This is a genomic window from Kitasatospora sp. NPDC043949, from assembly GCF_056435365.1.
Window position 1 is genome coordinate 429,831 of the sequence record NZ_JBWKEQ010000001.1, and the last position, 16,958, is coordinate 446,788.

General features: G+C 72.3%; 13 protein-coding genes and 2 tRNA genes. 5 read left to right on the top strand and 10 right to left on the bottom strand.

The window, feature by feature from the left end:
• Window positions 1–72 precede the first annotated feature (72 nt).
• Window positions 73–146, bottom strand: a tRNA-Pro gene (locus AC07AL_RS02075).
• Window positions 147–303: 157 nt separating this feature from the next.
• Here AC07AL_RS02075 and AC07AL_RS02080 point away from each other — a divergent pair.
• A tRNA-Gly gene (locus AC07AL_RS02080) sits at window positions 304–374 on the top strand.
• A 109-nt stretch (window positions 375–483) separates the two neighbouring features.
• On the opposite strand, the gene AC07AL_RS02085 is transcribed toward AC07AL_RS02080, so the two are convergent.
• The gene (locus tag AC07AL_RS02085) at window positions 484–1,056 is read right to left on the bottom strand and encodes a DUF6197 family protein (protein WP_478316494.1); all 573 of its coding nucleotides are present in this window, start codon (window positions 1,054–1,056) and stop codon (window positions 484–486) included.
• Window positions 1,057–1,266: 210 nt separating this feature from the next.
• Between AC07AL_RS02085 and AC07AL_RS02090 the strand changes: the two genes are divergently transcribed.
• On the top strand, window positions 1,267–2,058 hold the full coding sequence (locus AC07AL_RS02090) for a DUF6348 family protein (RefSeq protein WP_363629180.1): 792 nt from the start codon (window positions 1,267–1,269) through the stop codon (window positions 2,056–2,058).
• 34 nt (window positions 2,059–2,092) lie between these two features.
• Here the strand turns inward: AC07AL_RS02090 and AC07AL_RS02095 are convergent, their stop codons facing one another.
• The 4 genes from AC07AL_RS02095 to AC07AL_RS02110 form a co-directional block, all read right to left on the bottom strand.
• The gene (locus AC07AL_RS02095) at window positions 2,093–2,290 is read right to left on the bottom strand and encodes a hypothetical protein (RefSeq protein ID WP_063347574.1); all 198 of its coding nucleotides are present in this window, start codon (window positions 2,288–2,290) and stop codon (window positions 2,093–2,095) included.
• A 501-nt stretch (window positions 2,291–2,791) separates the two neighbouring features.
• Entirely contained in the window at window positions 2,792–3,883 is a 1,092-nt protein-coding gene (locus AC07AL_RS02100) for a PP2C family protein-serine/threonine phosphatase (RefSeq protein ID WP_400805335.1), read from the bottom strand.
• A 432-nt stretch (window positions 3,884–4,315) separates the two neighbouring features.
• Complete coding sequence (locus AC07AL_RS02105; protein ID WP_063347575.1) at window positions 4,316–4,801, bottom strand: ribose-5-phosphate isomerase; 486 nt, start codon at window positions 4,799–4,801, stop codon at window positions 4,316–4,318.
• 44 nt (window positions 4,802–4,845) lie between these two features.
• Entirely contained in the window at window positions 4,846–5,445 is a 600-nt protein-coding gene (locus AC07AL_RS02110; RefSeq protein ID WP_400805334.1) for a biotin transporter BioY, read from the bottom strand.
• A gap of 277 nt (window positions 5,446–5,722) precedes the next feature.
• Here AC07AL_RS02110 and AC07AL_RS02115 point away from each other — a divergent pair, with 277 nt between their 5' ends.
• Entirely contained in the window at window positions 5,723–7,138 is a 1,416-nt protein-coding gene (locus AC07AL_RS02115) for an amino acid permease (protein ID WP_400805332.1), read from the top strand.
• 63 nt (window positions 7,139–7,201) lie between these two features.
• Here the strand turns inward: AC07AL_RS02115 and AC07AL_RS02120 are convergent, their stop codons facing one another.
• The gene (locus tag AC07AL_RS02120; RefSeq protein ID WP_400805330.1) at window positions 7,202–7,834 is read right to left on the bottom strand and encodes a mycothiol-dependent nitroreductase Rv2466c family protein; all 633 of its coding nucleotides are present in this window, start codon (window positions 7,832–7,834) and stop codon (window positions 7,202–7,204) included.
• Between the two features lie 225 nt (window positions 7,835–8,059).
• Between AC07AL_RS02120 and pepN the strand changes: the two genes are divergently transcribed.
• Window positions 8,060–10,624 (top strand): aminopeptidase N, encoded by a 2,565-nt coding sequence (gene pepN, locus AC07AL_RS02125; RefSeq protein WP_363586435.1) that lies wholly within the window; start codon window positions 8,060–8,062, stop codon window positions 10,622–10,624.
• Between the two features lie 56 nt (window positions 10,625–10,680).
• On the opposite strand, the gene AC07AL_RS02130 is transcribed toward pepN, so the two are convergent.
• Both AC07AL_RS02130 and acnA read right to left on the bottom strand, forming a co-directional pair.
• Window positions 10,681–12,018, bottom strand: coding sequence for a glycoside hydrolase family 18 protein (locus tag AC07AL_RS02130; protein ID WP_400805327.1), 1,338 nt, complete (start codon window positions 12,016–12,018; stop codon window positions 10,681–10,683).
• Window positions 12,019–12,204: 186 nt separating this feature from the next.
• Window positions 12,205–14,850 (bottom strand): aconitate hydratase AcnA, encoded by a 2,646-nt coding sequence (acnA, locus tag AC07AL_RS02135; RefSeq protein WP_363588329.1) that lies wholly within the window; start codon window positions 14,848–14,850, stop codon window positions 12,205–12,207.
• A gap of 470 nt (window positions 14,851–15,320) precedes the next feature.
• On the opposite strand from acnA, the gene AC07AL_RS02140 reads away from it, so the two are divergent.
• Complete coding sequence (locus AC07AL_RS02140) at window positions 15,321–15,893, top strand: superoxide dismutase family protein (RefSeq protein WP_400805325.1); 573 nt, start codon at window positions 15,321–15,323, stop codon at window positions 15,891–15,893.
• Window positions 15,894–15,902: 9 nt separating this feature from the next.
• Here the strand turns inward: AC07AL_RS02140 and argF are convergent, their stop codons facing one another.
• On the bottom strand, window positions 15,903–16,904 hold the full coding sequence (argF, locus tag AC07AL_RS02145) for an ornithine carbamoyltransferase (protein WP_400805323.1): 1,002 nt from the start codon (window positions 16,902–16,904) through the stop codon (window positions 15,903–15,905).
• Between the last annotated feature and the right edge of the window lie 54 nt (window positions 16,905–16,958).

The window sequence follows — 16,958 nt, forward strand, 5'->3', positions numbered from 1 at the left end:
GGACGCCAGGCGCCACCGTCGGGCCCGAACAGAACAGGGCCCCGCCACGGTGGACGAGACCCTGCCGCACTGTCGGGGTGACCGGATTCGAACCGACGGCCTTCCGCTCCCAAAGCGGACGCGCTACCAAACTGCGCCACACCCCGTGGTGCCGAGAGGAAGCGTACACGTCGGGCCCTGGCGGCTCGCCGACATATTCGGGGGCGGTCCGAGGGAGCGCGCGCAGAATCCGGTGTGCGCGGAAGCGGCTGGACCGGGTACGCTGTCCCCCGAACTTCCGGCCGGCAACGACCGGGGGATCGCGCGGGCGTAGCTCAATGGTAGAGCCCTAGTCTTCCAAACTAGTCACGCGAGTTCGATTCTCGTCGCCCGCTCATCGGCCCGGCCCCGGTGCGTCTCCACGCACCGGGGCCGTTGGCGTTTCCGGGCGGCCCGGCGGCCCCGCGAGCCCGGCGTCCGGGGGCGGAGGCCGGGAGGGCCGGTTCAGAGTCCGAGCCGGGCGGCCCGGGCGGCGGCCCGGTCGAGCAGCCGGTGGACGTCGGCCTCCCGGGTGGCGGGGCGGTCGTTGTACTCGTCCGGGGAGCGCGCCGGGCGGCCGGTCGCGTGCAGCACCTCCATCAGCTGGACCCGGGCGGTGCGCACGGTGGCCGGGGTGCCGTAGCCGTGCGCGAGGACGGCGGCCTGGGCGCCGAGCAGGCAGACCCGTCCGCGCGCGTCCCACATCGCGCCCTGCAGCCAGCCGTGGGCGCCGATGTAGCGGGAGGCGAGTCGCAGGTGGTCGGCGGCGCTGACCGGCACCGGGCGGGCCGGGCGGCGCAGCGCCCGGTCGAGCAGGGTGGCCCGGGGCGCCGGGTGGCCGGCGCACCACGGCCGCACGGTGGTGCCGTGGGGGCAGACGTACGGCACCGGGTGGCGCGCGGGGGCGGGCAGCGAGGCGAGGTAGGCCTCGATCTCGGCGGCCAGGCCGGAGCCGTCCGGGCCCGCCAGAAGGGGCGGAGGGGGGGGCGGAGGGGCCGTCGGGAGCGATGACGGCCTCGTCGGGGCGGTGCGGGTCATGCGGGCTCTCCAGGCGGGCGGCAGGGCCCCGGCCGGCGGCCACAGGGCGGTTCCGCTTCCCAAAGTGGTGCATTCCAGACATTTCCGCGACTGGAGAACCGGGGAGGCCGGACGGTTTCCCGCCTGGCTGCCGGGCCGATAGCCTCGGCGGCGTTCGAGCGCAGTTCGAGCGGGAGCTCACCCGCCGCGCTCCGAGGTGGAGGAGTCCCGGTGCGTCCCCAGGAGCGGCTGGCCGTCATACAGCGCTGTGTCGTCCGGGAGATGGCACGCCTCGGGCAGGAGTTCACCGCCGACGGCGAGGTGGTGCGCGGCCCGGGGACGACGGCGGTGGCGGTGCGCGAGCACCCCGGGGACGACGGCGCCGGCCACGTCGACCTCGGCTACGTGCTGCACCTGGGCCGGGCGGACGCCCCGGTGGTGTGGGACTGCGCGGCCGGCCTCGGCAAGACCGAGGAGGAGAAGCTCGCCAACGCGGTGAAGATGTGGGCGACCACCACCGCCTCGGTGCTGGTCGAACTGACGGACGGGCGCGGCGTGCACGCCGACCACGCGGACCACGCCGAACTCCAGGGCTGGCACGCCGTCCAGGGGCCGGCGGCGGTGTTCGGCTTCGGCAACGAGCACCTGGCGGGCTGGCTCGCCGAGCACCGGGTGCTGCCGGCGCTCGCGCCCGCGCTGCGGCCGCAGCTGGCCGGGCCGGGTCCGGTCGGGGTGAAGCTCTTCCTGGGCGGGAAGGCGGGCGACGACGTCGCCGAGGTCCGGGTCGACGGCGAGGTGTCGGAGGCCGCGTCAGCGGCGCTGCGCGCGATGGACTGGCCGCGGGGCGAACGACTGTGCTGGGCGCGGCTGTTCGTGCTGTTGACGGCCGATTCGGCGGCGCCGGGGCAGGCCGCCGCGGCGGGTGCCGCGGCACCCGCGCCGATGCGCGCCCCCGCCCAGGCGGCGGCCCGCCCCCGGGGACTGTTCGCTCGCTGGCGGGAGGCCAGACGGGCCGGCCGGTGATCCCCTCGCGGGGGTCGCGGACGGCCCGGCCGGGTCAGCCGCCGGTGATGCCCGAGATGCTGTGGGCGAGGTTCGCCAGCAGGGAGTTGATCGAGCCCGCGACCGTGGTCTCGTGCAGCATGAAGCCGAACAGGGCGGCGATGATGCCGTGCGCGATCTTCAGCTGCTTGTTGCGGATGAAGATGATGCACAGGATTGCGAACAGGACCAGCGCGGAGACGGAGAGTGCCACCCGGACTCACTTCCTCGTTTCATAGCGTGGTGCCGCCGCCCGGCGGCACCTGCGAAGCCGGACCCCGGCCTGTCCGACGGTCCCGAGGCGGAATCGCGGATCGACCGGCACACCACCGGCGAGGGAGCCCGGCGCGGTCGAACGTTGTCTGCCGTGCCGCACGTGACGCCCCCCATCCCCCGAATCCTGAACAGTCCCGCCCGGACTCAGTGTGGTCGACCGTGCCGATTGCGTAAAGGTCTGACAGTCAGCCCAACGCCGATATCCTGCGATGCGAGACGAGTTTCCGCCGACCGGGACGATAGCGGAGCCGTTCTGACGAATCGTCGGCGGGGCGGCGCTGAGCGGCCGGAAGGCGGCCGGGGGCGGGTAACGGAAGCCGCAGGTCCGGTCAGCCGAAGGGGCGGCCGATTTGGCCGAAGATCGGCTGCCCGGCTTGACAGCACGTGCCCGCGGCATGTGCCGGTCCGTCCGGTGACGGACGGCCGGGCCGAGGGGGCGTCAGTCGCGCCAGAGCAGCAGGACCGCGCGGTCGTCGTTGATGTCCCGGGCCACCGTCTCGATCAGCGCGGCCGCCGCACCGGCCCCCGCGCCCGGACCGCTGCCGGGCACCAGCCGGTCCGCCTCTCCCATCAGCCGGTCCATCCCCTCGGAGAGGTCCCGGCCCGGCTCCTCGACCATGCCGTCGGTGCACAGCATCAGCACGTCGCCGCGGTTCAGCCGGCCGCGCACGCCGTCGAACTTCGCGCCGTCGTAGATCCCGAGCAGCGGGCCCTCGGCCTCCTTGACCTCCCAGTGCCCGGCGCCCGCCAGCCGCTGCATCCCCGGCAGGTGCCCGGCCGACAGCAGCTCGTACTCGCCGGTGTCCAGGTCCAGCACCAGGTGGACGGCGGTCGCGAAGCCCTCCTCCCAGGACTGGCGCAGCAGGTAGCCGTTGGCGGCGGGCAGGAAGTCGTGCGCGGGCAGCGAGCCCACCAGGCCGCCGAAGGCGCCGGAGAGCAGCAGCGCGCGGGAGCCGGCGTCCATGCCCTTGCCGGAGACGTCCGCGAGGACCACCTCCAGCAGCCGCTGGCCCGGGCCGGTGCGGGCGGCGACCACGAAGTCCCCGGAGAAGGACTGCCCGCCGGCCGGGCGCAGCGCCATGTCGGCGTGCCAGCCGTCCGGCAGCTCCGGCACCCGGCTCTGCACCCGCAGCCGCTCGCGCAGGTCGAACAGCATGGTCGAGCCGCCCCACCAGGGCACGCCGACCCGGGCCCGGAACTGGGCCAGCAGCAGGCCGCCCACCCCGGCGGCGCCGACCACCAGGGCCGCGCCCGGGGTGACGCCGTAGATGTAGGCCTCGGGGTTCTCGCTGGCCACCCGCTGGCCGGTGTGGATCACCGACTCGGCGGACAGGCCGAGCGCCGCCAGCGCGTACAGCACCACCAGGCTGCCGGGGCGCAGCAGCAGCGCGCCGGCCAGGATCGGCAGGACCAGCGCGGTGGGCGGGGCCCAGGCGGGGATCCAGATGTTGAGCAGGATCAGCAGCGGGACGAGCAGGGCGAGCGCGCAGAGCACCGGCCAGTCGGCGGCGCCGCCGCGGAAGTAGTCCACACCGGCCGTGCGCAGCCTTCGGCGGACCCGGCGGAGCCTCCTGCGCAACCGGGCCGTCACGGGTCCGGACGCCGTGGCGGCGCCGGGCCTCGTCGCAGTCGTCTGGGGCGGTGCGCCCGGCGGTCTGCCAGCCATGGGGCCCGACCCTATCCACGGGCACCGCCCGGCGTCGACGGGCCGGACGCGAGCGGGTGTGCCGTGGCGCGGGTCCGTCAGCCGGTTTCGGCCGATCGCCGCGACGGCGGGCGCGGCGTCAGGAGGCGTGCGCCGGTTGGGCGTACGAACCACGCGGGCGGCGCACGCGCCCCACGCGTACCGGCGTCGGCGCGCCCGGCCCTGTGGCCGATGACACAGCCGTACGGGCCCGGGAACGGCGGCGGCCGGCCGCGTGGAGCACGCGGCCGACCGACGGAGGGTGGACGGGGGGAGGGATCAGCCCTGCGGGTGGTGGGCCGGGATCGGCGGGAGCTCGCCGGTGGTCTCGTACTCGCTCAGCATCTCGATCCGGCGGGTGTGCCGCGGCTCGCCGCTGTAGGGGGTGTTGAGGAAGACCTCGACGAACTTGGTGGCCTCCTCCAGCGTGTGCATGCGGCCGCCGACGGAGACCACGTTGGCGTTGTTGTGCTCGCGGCCGAGCCCGGCGGTCTGCTCGCTCCAGGCCAGCGCCGCCCGCACGCCCTTGACCTTGTTGGCGGCGATCGCCTCACCGTTGCCCGAGCCGCCGATGACGACGCCCAGCGCCTCCGGGTCGGCGGCGGTGCGCTCGGCGGCGCGCAGGCAGAACGGCGGGTAGTCGTCCTCGGCGTCGTAGATGTGCGGCCCACAGTCGACCGGCTCGTGGCCGGCCTCCTTGAGCCACTCCACGAGGTGGTTCTTCAGTTCGTATCCGGCATGGTCTGAGCCCAGGTACACGCGCATGCCATGAGTGTGGCATGCGCGTGCGCCCGGGCCCGGCAGGGGGCTCACCGCTTCGCGGCGAGCTTCCAGACCAGCGGCAAGGCCCCTGCGGCGAGGACGGCCTTCAGCGCGTCGCCGACCAGGTACGGGTAGAGGCCGAGCTCGGCCGCCCGGGCGAGCGGGACGTGCAGCGACAGGGCCAGGTACGGGACGCCGACCGCGTAGATGGCGAGGCTGCCGAGGACCATGGTGCCGGCGGTGTTCACCGGGGTCCGGTCGGCGCCGCGGCGGGCCAGCTCGCCGGTCAGGCCGGCCGCCAGGACGAAGCCGAGCACGTAGCCGAGCGAGGGCATCGTCCAGCCGGAGGTGCCCTCGGCGAACCAGGGCATCCCCGCCAGGCCGGCCAGCAGGTAGAGGGCGAGCGAGGCGACGCCGCGGCGGGCGCCGAGCGCGGTGCCGACCAGCAGGGCGGCGAAGGTCTGGCCGGTGACGGGCACCGGCGAGCCGGGGATGTTCACCGACAGCTGGGCGGCCACGCCGGTCAGGGCGGCGCCGCCGGCCACCAGGGCCAGGTCGCGGGCCTGGGCGCCGAGGCGGGTGGTGGCGGCGGGCAGCAGGTCGGCGAGGACGGCGCGGCGCGGTATCGGGGTGGTGGCAGTGGCCATCGGGGGTCTCCTGTGGGGTGCTCAGGTGAGTGAACACCTGTGAACCTACGTGGTGATCCACTACGCCACCGCCACGGTTTCGGACAAAGCCCCGCCCTCGACCGTTGTCGGAACCGGCCCATTCCGGCCCGTACCGACGCCGTGTCACCGGTCGGACCCGTTCCGTCACCGCGTGGTCCGCATGGTGGGCCCGGGGTCCCCGTTCTTGGCATGAACAGAGGTGTCACCGGATATTGGACAGCTCATGCCGCATTCCGCACAGTCTGGATCCAGCCCTATGGCCCCCACCTCCGCGCCCAAGGCGTCCGGGACCACCGACGCCGACGGTGCCCCGGCCACCGGCCAGCAGCTCGCGCACGGCCTCAAGCAGCGCCACCTGTCGATGATCGCGCTGGGCGGGGTGATCGGCGCGGGCCTGTTCGTCGGCTCCGGCGCCGGTATCGCCGCCGCCGGTCCGGCGATCATCCTGGCGTTCACCCTCTCCGGCCTGCTGGTCATGCTGATCATGCGGATGCTCGGCGAGATGTCGGCCGCCCGCCCCGCCTCCGGGTCGTTCTCGGTGCACGCCGAGAAGGAGATCGGCCCCTGGGCCGGGATCACGGCCGGCTGGATGTACTGGGTGATGCTGTGCTGCGGCGTCGCCGCCGAGGCCACCGCCGCCGGGAAGATCGTCAACGGCTGGGTGCCGGGCGTCTCCTCCTGGGTCTGGGTCGGCCTGTTCATGGTCTTCTTCTGCGCCAGCAACCTGACCGCGGTGAAGAACTTCGGCGAGTTCGAGTTCTGGTTCGCCACCATCAAGGTCGCCGCGATCGTCGCCTTCCTGGTCCTCGGCGGGCTCGGCATCGCCGGGGTGATCGGCCCCGGCGCCCCCGGCGCGACCAACCTGACCGGCCAGGGCGGCTTCCTGCCCACCGGGGTCAGCGGGCTGATCGTCGGCCTGCTCGCCTCGGTCTTCGCCTACGGCGGGCTGGAGACCGTCACCATCGCCGCCGCCGAGTCCGACGACCCCCGCAAGAACGTCGCCAACGCGGTGCGCACGGCGGTGTGGCGGATCGCGATCTTCTACATCGGCTCGATGGCCCTGGTCGTCACCCTGGTCTCCTGGAAGGACCCGGCGGTGGTCACCGACGGCCCGTACGTCACCGTGCTGCGGCACCTCGGGGTGACCGGCGCCGGGACGATCATGGAGGTGGTGGTGCTGATCGCGCTGCTCTCCGCGATGAACGCCAACATCTACGGCGCCTCCCGGATGGCGTACTCGCTGGTCGGCCGCGGCCAGGGCCCCCGGGCGCTGGCCAAGATCTCCGGCGGGGTGCCGCGCCGGGCCGTGCTGGCCTCCTGCCTGTTCGGCTTCGGCGCCGTGCTGGCCGCCAAGTTCTGGCCGGAGACCGTCTTCACCTGGCTGATGAACACCACCGGCGTGGCCATCCTGGTCGTCTGGCTGTTCATCTGCCTGGTCCAGCTGCGGATGCGCCGCCGGCTGGAGCGCGAGGCGCCCGAACTGCTCACCGTGAAGATGTGGGGCTACCCGTACCTGACCTGGATCGCGATGGCCGCCGTCACCGGCATCCTCGCCCTGATGACCACCACCGAGGGCAACCGGCAGCAGCTGTACGCGGCCGGGGTACTGGTCGCGCTGCTGAGCGCCGCCGGCCTGGTCAAGCAGCGGCGGGACGCGGCCGCCGCCCGCTGACCCCGGCACGCACGAGGGCCCGGTACCGCCTGCTGCGGTACCGGGCCCTTCGCGCGCCCCGCGCTACTCGAAGGACGGGCCCGCCGTACGGGTCCGCTTGATCTCGTAGAAGCCCGGGGTGGAGGCCACCAGCAGGGTGCCGTCCCAGAGCCGGGCCGCGGCCTCGCCCTTCGGGGCCGGGGTGACCACCGGGCCGAAGAAGGCGACCCGCTCGCCGTCCACGCCCTCCACCGCGATCACCGGGGTGCCGACGTCCTCGCCGACCAGGGTGATGCCCTCCTTGTGCGAGGCGCGCAGGGCCTCGTCGTACGCGTCCGTGCCGGCCGCGTCCGCCAGCTCCACGGGAAGCCCGGCGGCCACCAGCGCCGCCTCGACCGTCTCCCGGTTCTGCGGCAGGCCCTGGTTGTGGAAGCGCAGGCCCAGCTCGGTGTAAAGCCGGCCCAGCACCTCGTCGCCGTGCTCCCGGGCGGCCGCGATGCACACCCGCACCGCGCCCCAGGCGTTGTCCAGCAGCTCGCGGTAGTTCTCCGGGAGGTCGCGGTCCTCGTTCAGCACCGACAGGCTCATCACGTGCCAGTTCACGTCCACCGGACGCAACTGCTGCACCTCGATCAGCCAGCGGGACGTCATCCACGCCCACGGGCAGGCCGGGTCGAACCAGAAGTCGGCGGTCTTGCGCTCAGCGGCAGTCGTCACGGCTGTCGTCCTTCGTGAGGTGATGACGAGGCAGGCAGGCGTGCCACCCCCACGCGTCAACACCCGCCCGCCGCCGCTGATTCCGGCCCCGCCGGGACGGCCTGTGCAATGGTACCGGCGAGGGAGGGCGTGAAAGGATGCCCCTGCGGGGCGCGGCACACCGCGCGCCGAGACCGCACCACCCACAGACGCACCACCGTGCGAGCCGGACAAAGGAGTACCGCCGTGCCGGGCAAGAACCTGAGCCGCGACGAAGCGCAGCAGCGGGCCAGCATCCTGGCCGTGGAGGGCTACCAGGTCCGGCTGGACGTGACCTCCGCCCCCGATCCGGAGGCCGCCACCTTCCGCTCCACCACCACCGTCACGTTCCGCTGCTCCCGGCCCGGCGCCGACACCTTCCTCGACCTGCTCGCCCCCGCCGTCCACGCCGTCACCCTCAACGGCCGCGCGATCGACCCGGCCACCGCCTACGACGGCGCCCGGGTGCACGTCGACGGCCTCGCCGCCGAGAACGTCCTCACCGTCGAGGCGGACTGCGCCTACAGCCGCACCGGCGAGGGCCTGCACCGCTTCACCGACCCGGTGGACGGCGAGACGTACCTCTACACCCACTACGAGCCGGCCGACGCCCGCCGGGTCTTCGCGACCTTCGAACAGCCCGACCTGAAGGCCCCGTTCGGCTTCACCGTCACCGCCCCCGCCGCCTGGGACGTCTGGTCCAACGCCGTCCACGACAAGGTCACCGAGGAAGGCGCCGCCCGCACCTGGGAGTTCGCGCCGACCCAGCCGATCTCCAGCTACCTCACCGCCGTCGTGGCCGGCCCCTACCACGTCGCCCGCGACCACTACAGCCGCGAACTCGCCGACGGCACCACCCTGGAGATCCCGCTCTCCGCGATGTGCCGCAAGTCCCTCGCCCAGTACTTCGACGCGGACGAGATCCTCGGCGTCACCAAGCTCGGACTCGACTTCTTCCACGAGGAGTTCGACTACCCGTACCCCTTCGGCAAGTACGACCAGGCGTTCGTCCCCGAGTACAACATCGGCGCCATGGAGAACCCCGGCTGCGTCACCTTCCGCGAGGAGTTCGTCTTCCGCTCGAAGGTCACCGACGCCGCCTACGAGGGCCGCGCCAACGTCATCCTGCACGAGATGGCGCACATGTGGTTCGGCGACCTGGTCACCATGCGCTGGTGGGACGACCTGTGGCTGAAGGAGTCCTTCGCCGACTTCATGGGCTCCTACGGCCTGATCGGCGCCCGCACCCGGTACTCCTCCGCCTGGGTCACCTTCGCCAACCAGCGCAAGGCCTGGGCCTACCGGCAGGACCAGCTCCCCACCACCCACCCGATCACCGCCGACATCCGCGACCTCGAGGACGCCAAGCTCAACTTCGACGGCATCACCTACGCCAAGGGCGCCGCCGTCCTCAAGCAGCTGGTCGCGTACGTCGGCTCCGAGGCCTTCTTCGAGGGCGCCCGCCGCTACTTCAAGCGCCACGCCTTCGGCAACACCGAACTCGGCGACCTGCTGGGCGTCCTGGAGGAGACCAGCGGCCGCGACCTCAAGGCCTGGGCCGCCGCCTGGCTGCAGACCGCCGGGGTCGACTCGCTCACCCCGCAGGTGACCACCGACGCCGAGGGCCGGATCACCGAACTCGCCGTCCTCCAGGACGGGGCGGTGCTGCGCCCGCACCGGATCGCGATCGGCCTCTACGACCGGGACGCCGACGGCTCCCTGGTGCGCACCGAGCGGTTCGAGCTCGACGTCACCGGCAACCGCACCGTCGTCGCCGAGGCCGCCGGCCGCCCCCGCCCCGCGCTGGTGCTGCTCAACGACGACGACCTCACCTACTGCAAGATCCGCTTCGACTCCGAGTCCCTGGAGACCCTGCGCACCGGCCTCGGCGACATCCACGACGAGCTGGCCCGGGCACTCGCCTGGTCCGCCGTCTGGAACCTCACCCGGGACGGCCTGATGCCGGCCCGCGACTACGTCGCCCTGGTGCTGCGCTTCGCCGGCCAGGAGGGCAACATCGGCGTGCTGCAGTCGCTGCACGCCCAGGCCAAGACCGCCGTCGACCTGTACGCCGACCCGGCCTGGCGCGGCGAGGGCGGCCGGCAGCTGGCCGACGGCGCCCTGCGCGAACTGCGCGAGGCCGTCCCCGGCAGCGACCACCAGCTGGCCTGGGCCCGCTTCCTCGCCCAGACCGCGGGCGGCGCCGAGCACCTCGGCCTGGTCCGCGGCCTGCTGGCCGGCAGCGCCCGGATCGACGGCCTGGAGGTCGACCAGGAGCTGCGATGGTCGCTGTGGCTGGCACTGGCCGCCGCCGGCCAGGCCGGCGACGAGGAACTGGCCGGAGAGCTGGCCGCCGACAACACCGCCAGCGGCAAGCGCCAGTACACCCAGTGCCTGGCCGCCCGGCCCACCGCGGAGGCCAAGGCCGCCGCCTGGTCGGCCGTGGTCGACTCCGACGAACTGCCGAACGCCCTGGTCGAGGCCGAGATCGCGGGCTTCGCGCTGCCCGCCCACCGCGACCTGACCGCGCTCTACGCGGCGCCCTACTTCAAGCTGCTGGAACGGGTCTGGGCCGAGCGGACCATCGAGATCGCGATGCGGATCGTCAGCGGGTTCTTCCCGCGCGCGCAGACCAGCGAGCAGACCCTGGCCGAGGCCGACGCCTGGTTGGACGGCCACCCGCAGGCCGCGCCGGCGCTGCGCCGCCTGGTCCTGGAGTGCCGCGACGACCTGGCCCGCGCGCTGCGGGCGCAGGCCTGCGACCGGGCCTGACCCAGGCGTGAAGGGGCCCGCCGTGCGGACACGGCGGGCCCCTTCACGTCGGGGCGTCAGTCGCGGCGCAGGCCGCGGTCCAGGGCGGCGATCGCGCTGCCCTGGGCGTCGTCGCCGTCCAGCGACCAGACCATCACGCCGCCCAGGTCGTTCCAGCGCGCGTACCGCGCCTTCTGGGTGAGCACCTCGGCGGTGTCGTAGCTGTAGAAGGTGGTGCCGTCGTACTTCCAGGACGCGCCGTGGTCGCGGTCCACGTACACCTTGCCGGGCAGCGCGTTGACCTCCCGGTAGGAGAGGTCGGGGGCGGCGGCGGTGGCGCTCTGGTAGAGGCCGCCGCGCTTGCCGGGCGCGACGCCCGTCCAGCCGTGGCCGTACAGCGGGGCACCGAGCACGATCTGCTCGGCGGGCAGGCCGCGCTCCTGGTAGTGGTCGACGGCCGTGTCGGCGCTGCGCCGGCGGGCGTCGGGGTCGGCCGGGTCGGAGTAGAGGTTGGCCTGGTGGTTGGCCGGGCCCTTGCCCTCCCAGGGGCCGTGCAGGTCGTAGGTCATCAGGTTGAGCCAGTCCACCGACTCGCTCAGCTCGGGCAGTTCGAGCCGGTCGGCGACGGTCTCGTTGGCGGCGACGGCGGCGGTCAGCAGGTAGTGCCTGCCCTTGTCGCCCTTCTTGCCGCCATCCTTGCCGCCCTTCTTGCCGAAGTCGTCGAGCTGGCGGCGGAACTCCTGCATCAGCAGGGTGAAGTTGCGCCCGTCCTCGGGGCGGACCACGTTGCCCGGGTCCCCGCCGCCGCCCGGGTACTCCCAGTCGATGTCGATGCCGTCGAAGACGCCCGCGGCCGCGCCGGCGCCGCCCTCCGGGGAGCCGGGCAGGACCGGCACGTCGCCCTTGAGGTAGAGGTCGATGCAGGAGGAGACGAACTTCTTGCGCGCGGCGTCGGTGGCGGCCGCGTCGGAGAAGTACTTGGACCAGCTCCAGCCGCCGAGCGAGATGACCGTGCGCAGCTGCGGGTTCTTCGCCTTGAGCTTGCGCAGCTGGTTGAAGTGGCCCTTCAGCTTCTGGCCCGGGGCGTCGGCCACGCCGTCGACCGAGTCGGCGGCGGAGAAGGCGCGCTGGTAGTCGTTGTGGGCGTCGCCCTGGCCGGCGTCGTTGCTCTCGAAGCAGGTGCCGTCGGCGGAGACGTTGCCGAAGGCGTAGTTGACGACGGTGAGCTTCCCGGCCTGGCCGGAGTCCTGGACGCGCTTGGCGGAGCTGTCGGCGCCCCACTGGGTGAAGTAGCCGACCCGCTGGCCCTTCAGCTTCGGGCCGTGCCCGCCGTCGGCGGCGTTGGCGGTGGCGGGGGCGGCGAGCAGCGCGGCGACGGTGGCGGCGGCGAGCAGGGCTGAGGCGCGAGTGGGCATACCGGACCTGTTCTCTGAATGAGCGTCAATTGGTCTGGACCAGATGGGATAGAGGTTTAGTCCATCGCGGCACACCGCACAAGGGGCAGGGCTCAGGAGAGGCAGCATGCAAAAGAGGCCGGACCGCGCGATGCGGTCCGGCCTCTCAGCCACCGGGGCGCTCAGCCCCCGGAACTAGAACTCGGTTCAGCCGATGAGCGAGCGCAGCACGTACTGCAGGATGCCGCCGTTGCGGTAGTAGTCCGCCTCACCGGGGGTGTCGATGCGGACGACCGCGTCGAACTCCTTGTCACCGGCCTTGACCTTGACGGTCTTCGGGGTGCGGCCCTCGTTGAGCTCGGTCACGCCGGTGAAGGAGAAGGTCTCCTCGCCGGTCAGACCGAGGGACTCGGCGGTCTGGCCCTCCGGGAACTGCAGCGGCAGGACGCCCATGCCGATCAGGTTCGAGCGGTGGATGCGCTCGTACGACTCGGCGATGACGGCCTTGACGCCCAGCAGCGCGGTGCCCTTGGCGGCCCAGTCACGGGACGAGCCGGAACCGTACTCCTTGCCGGCCAGGACGACCAGCGGGGTGCCGGCGGCCTGGTAGTTCTGCGAGGCGTCGTAGATGAACGACACCGGGCCGTCGGCCTGGGTGAAGTCGCGGGTGTAGCCGCCCTCGGTGCCCGGCGCGATCTGGTTGCGCAGACGGATGTTGGCGAAGGTGCCGCGGATCATCACCTCGTGGTTGCCGCGGCGCGAGCCGTAGGAGTTGAAGTCGCGCTTCTCGACACCGTTGGCGGTCAGGTACTGCGCCGCCGGGGTGCCCGGCTTGATGTTGCCGGCCGGGGAGATGTGGTCGGTGGTGACCGAGTCGCCCAGCTTGGCCAGGACGCGGGCGCCGGCGATGTCGGTCACCGGGCTCGGGGTCTTGGCCATGCCCTCGAAGTACGGGGGCTTGCGCACGTAGGTGGACTCGGCGTCCCACTCGAAGGTGTTGCCGGTCGGGACCGGGAGCGACTGCCAGCGGTGGTCACCGGCGAAGACGTCCTGGTAGCCCTTGTCGAACATCGCCTCGTCGATGGAGCCGGCGACGGTGTCCGCCACCTCCCGCTCCGACGGCCAGATGTCGGCGAGGAAGACGTCGTTGCCGTCGGCGTCCTGGCCCAGGGCGTCGCGGGTGATGTCGATGTTCATGTTGCCGGCCAGGGCGTAGGCGACCACCAGCGGCGGGGAGGCCAGGTAGTTCATCTTCACGTCCGGGTTGATCCGGCCCTCGAAGTTGCGGTTGCCGGAGAGCACCGAGACGACCGCCAGGTCGGCCTCGTTGACGGCGGCCGAGACCTCCTCGGGCAGCGGGCCCGAGTTGCCGATGCAGGTGACGCAGCCGTAGCCGACCAGGTTGAAGCCCAGCTTCTCCATGTACGGGAGCAGGCCGGCCTTCTCGTAGTAGTCCATGACGACCTTGGACCCGGGGGCCAGGGTGGTCTTGACCCACGGCTTGACCGTGAGGCCCTTCTCCACGGCCTTCTTCGCCAGCAGGGCGGCGCCCAGCATGACGGAGGGGTTGGAGGTGTTGGTGCAGGAGGTGATCGAGGCGATCACGACCGCGCCGTTGTCGATCTCGTACTTCGACCCGTCGGGGGCGGTGACGAGGGTCGGCTTCGAGGCCTCGGCGGAGTAGGTCGGCAGCGCCTCGGCGAACCGGGTGGCGGCCTCGGCCAGGACGACGCGGTCCTGCGGACGCTTCGGGCCGGAGATCGACGGGACGACGGTGGAGACGTCCAGCTCCAGGTACTCGGAGAAGACCGGCTCGACCGACGGGTCGTGCCAGAGGCCCTGCTCCTTGGCGTACGCCTCGACCAGGGCGAGCTGCTGCTCGTCGCGGCCGGTGAGCTTGAGGTAGTTGATGGTCTCGGCGTCGATCGGGAAGATCGCGCAGGTCGAGCCGAACTCCGGCGACATGTTGCCGATGGTGGCGCGGTTGGCCAGCGGGATCGCGGAGACGCCCTCGCCGTAGAACTCGACGAACTTGCCGACCACACCGTGCTTGCGCAGCATCTCGGTGATGGTGAGCACCAGGTCGGTGGCGGTGGTGCCGGCCGGCAGCTGGCCGTTGAGCTTGAAGCCGACCACGCGCGGGATCAGCATGGAGACCGGCTGGCCCAGCATGGCGGCCTCGGCCTCGATGCCGCCGACGCCCCAGCCCAGCACGCCCAGGCCGTTGACCATGGTGGTGTGCGAGTCGGTGCCGACGCAGGTGTCCGGGTAGGCCTGGCCGCCGCGGACCATGATGGTGCGGGCCAGGTGCTCGATGTTCACCTGGTGGACGATGCCGGTGCCGGGCGGGACGACCTTGAACTCGTCGAAGGCGGTCTGGCCCCAGCGCAGGAACTGGTAGCGCTCCTTGTTGCGGCCGTACTCGATCTCGACGTTCTGGACGAAGGCGTCCGGGGTGCCGAACTTGTCGGCGATGACGGAGTGGTCGATGACCAGCTCGGCCGGGGCCAGCGGGTTGATCTTGGCCGGGTCGCCGCCCAGCTCCTTGACGGCCTCACGCATGGTGGCGAGGTCGACCACGCACGGCACGCCGGTGAAGTCCTGCATGATCACGCGGGCCGGCGTGAACTGGATCTCCTGGCTCGGCTGGGCGCTGGCGTCCCAGTTGCCGAGCGCGCGGATGTGGTCGGCGGTGATGTTCGCGCCGTCCTCCGTGCGGAGCAGGTTCTCCAGCAGCACCTTGAGGCTGTACGGCAGCCGCTCGGAACCCTCGACGGCGGAGAGCTTGAAGATCTCGTACGACTCGTCGCCCACCTGCAGCGAGCTGCGGGCGTCGAAGCTGTTCGCGGACACGACTGACTCCTTCTGGGTGCTTCGTGCGGTATCCGGCCGCCACGGTGGTAAGGTCAGCCTTACTTAGGCTTACCTTGCCCGCATCGCCGGCGAGCTCCGCTCGGCAAGTATCTTGATGTCGAGATATATCCTATGGGGCAGTTATCTCGATGTCGAGATAAACCATAGTGCATGCCGTCGCCTTCACCACCGCAGGCATGCCTGGGTCGATAGAAGCGCAGGTCAGCGGCCATTCCGGCGACAGAGGCCGACAACCGCACCGCTGCCGGCCCACCACCGGCTCGGCACCGGCTCAGTGTCGACTCAGCACCGACTCACACCAGCTCACCACCGGAACCGCCGGTCGGCGACGGGACGAGCGGGGGCGCGCCCGCGCGGCCCGCTCGCCTCCGAGCCCGTTCGAGGGTGTCCGCCGGCGCCCGGCGCCGTTGAGCACGGTGTCCGTCACCCCGCCCGTGGAAGGCCCGTTGATGTCCACTCCGCTCGCCGCCGCGCTGCTGCCGCTGGCCCTGCTCGCCCCCGCCGCCGCCTCGCCGGCCCCCGTCACCCCGCGGGCCCCCATCGCCTCGCCCGTCTCCGTCGTCGAGGCCGCCTTCGACCCCGCGACGGCCTTCGTCCCGCCGACCGCCGTCAGCTACGCGGACGACCTCGTGCCGTACGGCGCGCACACCCGGATCGTCACCGACCGCTCCACCGCGGGGCGGACGGTGCTCACCATGACCGTCACCGGGCTCGCCCCCGACCACGAGTTCCCGGTGCACCTGCACACCGGCTCCTGCGGGGCCGACCCGGCCTCGTCCGGACCGCACTACCAGGACGCCGTGGACCCGGTGCAGCCGTCCACCGACCCCGCGTACGCCAACGGGCGCAACGAACTGCGGCTGGCGCTGCGCACCGACGAGCACGGCGAGGGCACCGCGACGGCCTCGGTGCCCTGGCAGCCCCGGCCCGGCGAGGCGCGCTCGCTGGTGATGCACGCGGGCACCCCGGCCGGCCCGCACGCGGCGGGCGACCGGGCGGCCTGCGTCAAGCTGGAGAAGTGAGCTCCTGCTTCAGGAGCCGAGAGTGGCGACCAGGACCGCCTTGATGGTGTGCAGGCGGTTCTCGGCCTGGTCGAACACGACGGAGTGCGCCGACTCGAACAGCTCGTCGGTGCACTCCAGCTCGGTCATGCCGGTCGCCTCGTACATCTGCCGCCCGACCACCGTGCCGAGGTCGTGGAACGCGGGCAGGCAGTGCAGGAACTTCACGGCCGGGTTGCCGGTGGCCCGGACGGTGTCCATCGACACCTGGTAGGGCTTGAGCAACTCGATCCGCTCGGCCCAGACCTCCTTGGGCTCGCCCATCGAGACCCAGACGTCGGTGTAGAGGAAGTCCACGTCGGCCACGCCCTCGGCCACGTCCTCGGTGAGGGTGATCCGGGCGCCGGTCGCCTCGGCCAGCGTCTCGGCCGCCTTCCGGACATCCTCGGCCGGCCAGAGGGAGCGCGGGGCGACGATCCGGACGTCCATGCCGAGCAGGGCGCCGGTGACCAGCAGCGAGTTGCCCATGTTGGAGCGGGCGTCGCCGAGGTAGGCGAGGGCGGTCCCGGTCAGCGGCTTGGTGCCGTGCTCGGTCATGGTGAGCACGTCGGCCAGCATCTGGGTGGGGTGCCACTCGTCGGTGAGACCGTTCCAGACCGGGACGCCGGCATTCGCGGCCAGCTCCTCGACGATCTCCTGGCCGTGGCCGCGGTACTCGATGCCGTCGAACATCCGGCCGAGCACCCGGGCGGTGTCCCGGATGGACTCCTTGTGGCCGATCTGCGAACCGGACGAGTCCAGGTAGGTGGTGGTGGCGCCCTGGTCGTGGGCGGCGACCTCGAAGGCGCAGCGGGTTCGGGTGGAGGTCTTCTCGAAGATCAGCGCGATGTTCTTCCCGCGCAGCCGGGGCTGCTCGGTGCCCGCATACTTGGCCGCCTTGAGCCCGGCGGCGAGGTCCACCAGGAAGCGGAACTCCTGGGGCGTGAAGTCGAGCTCCTTGAGGAAGTGCCTGTTCCGGAGGTTGAAGGCCATACCGGGCTCCTGGGATGACGGGACGTACGGGAAAGTAGCAAGTCTATACGATGC

What these genes read in the sequence shown, in the direction of transcription:
- AC07AL_RS02085 (WP_478316494.1), bottom strand. Translation starts at nt 1,056, where the DNA reads ATGACCCGCACCGCCCCGACGAGGCCGTCATCGCTCCCGACGGCCCCT.
- AC07AL_RS02105 (WP_063347575.1), bottom strand. Translation starts at nt 4,801, where the DNA reads ATGCGCGTGTACCTGGGCTCAGACCATGCCGGATACGAACTGAAGAAC.
- AC07AL_RS02110 (WP_400805334.1), bottom strand. Translation starts at nt 5,445, where the DNA reads ATGGCCACTGCCACCACCCCGATACCGCGCCGCGCCGTCCTCGCCGAC.
- AC07AL_RS02115 (WP_400805332.1), top strand. Translation starts at nt 5,723, where the DNA reads ATGGCCCCCACCTCCGCGCCCAAGGCGTCCGGGACCACCGACGCCGAC.
- AC07AL_RS02130 (WP_400805327.1), bottom strand. Translation starts at nt 12,018, where the DNA reads ATGCCCACTCGCGCCTCAGCCCTGCTCGCCGCCGCCACCGTCGCCGCG.
- AC07AL_RS02140 (WP_400805325.1), top strand. Translation starts at nt 15,321, where the DNA reads ATGTCCACTCCGCTCGCCGCCGCGCTGCTGCCGCTGGCCCTGCTCGCC.
- argF (WP_400805323.1), bottom strand. Translation starts at nt 16,904, where the DNA reads ATGGCCTTCAACCTCCGGAACAGGCACTTCCTCAAGGAGCTCGACTTC.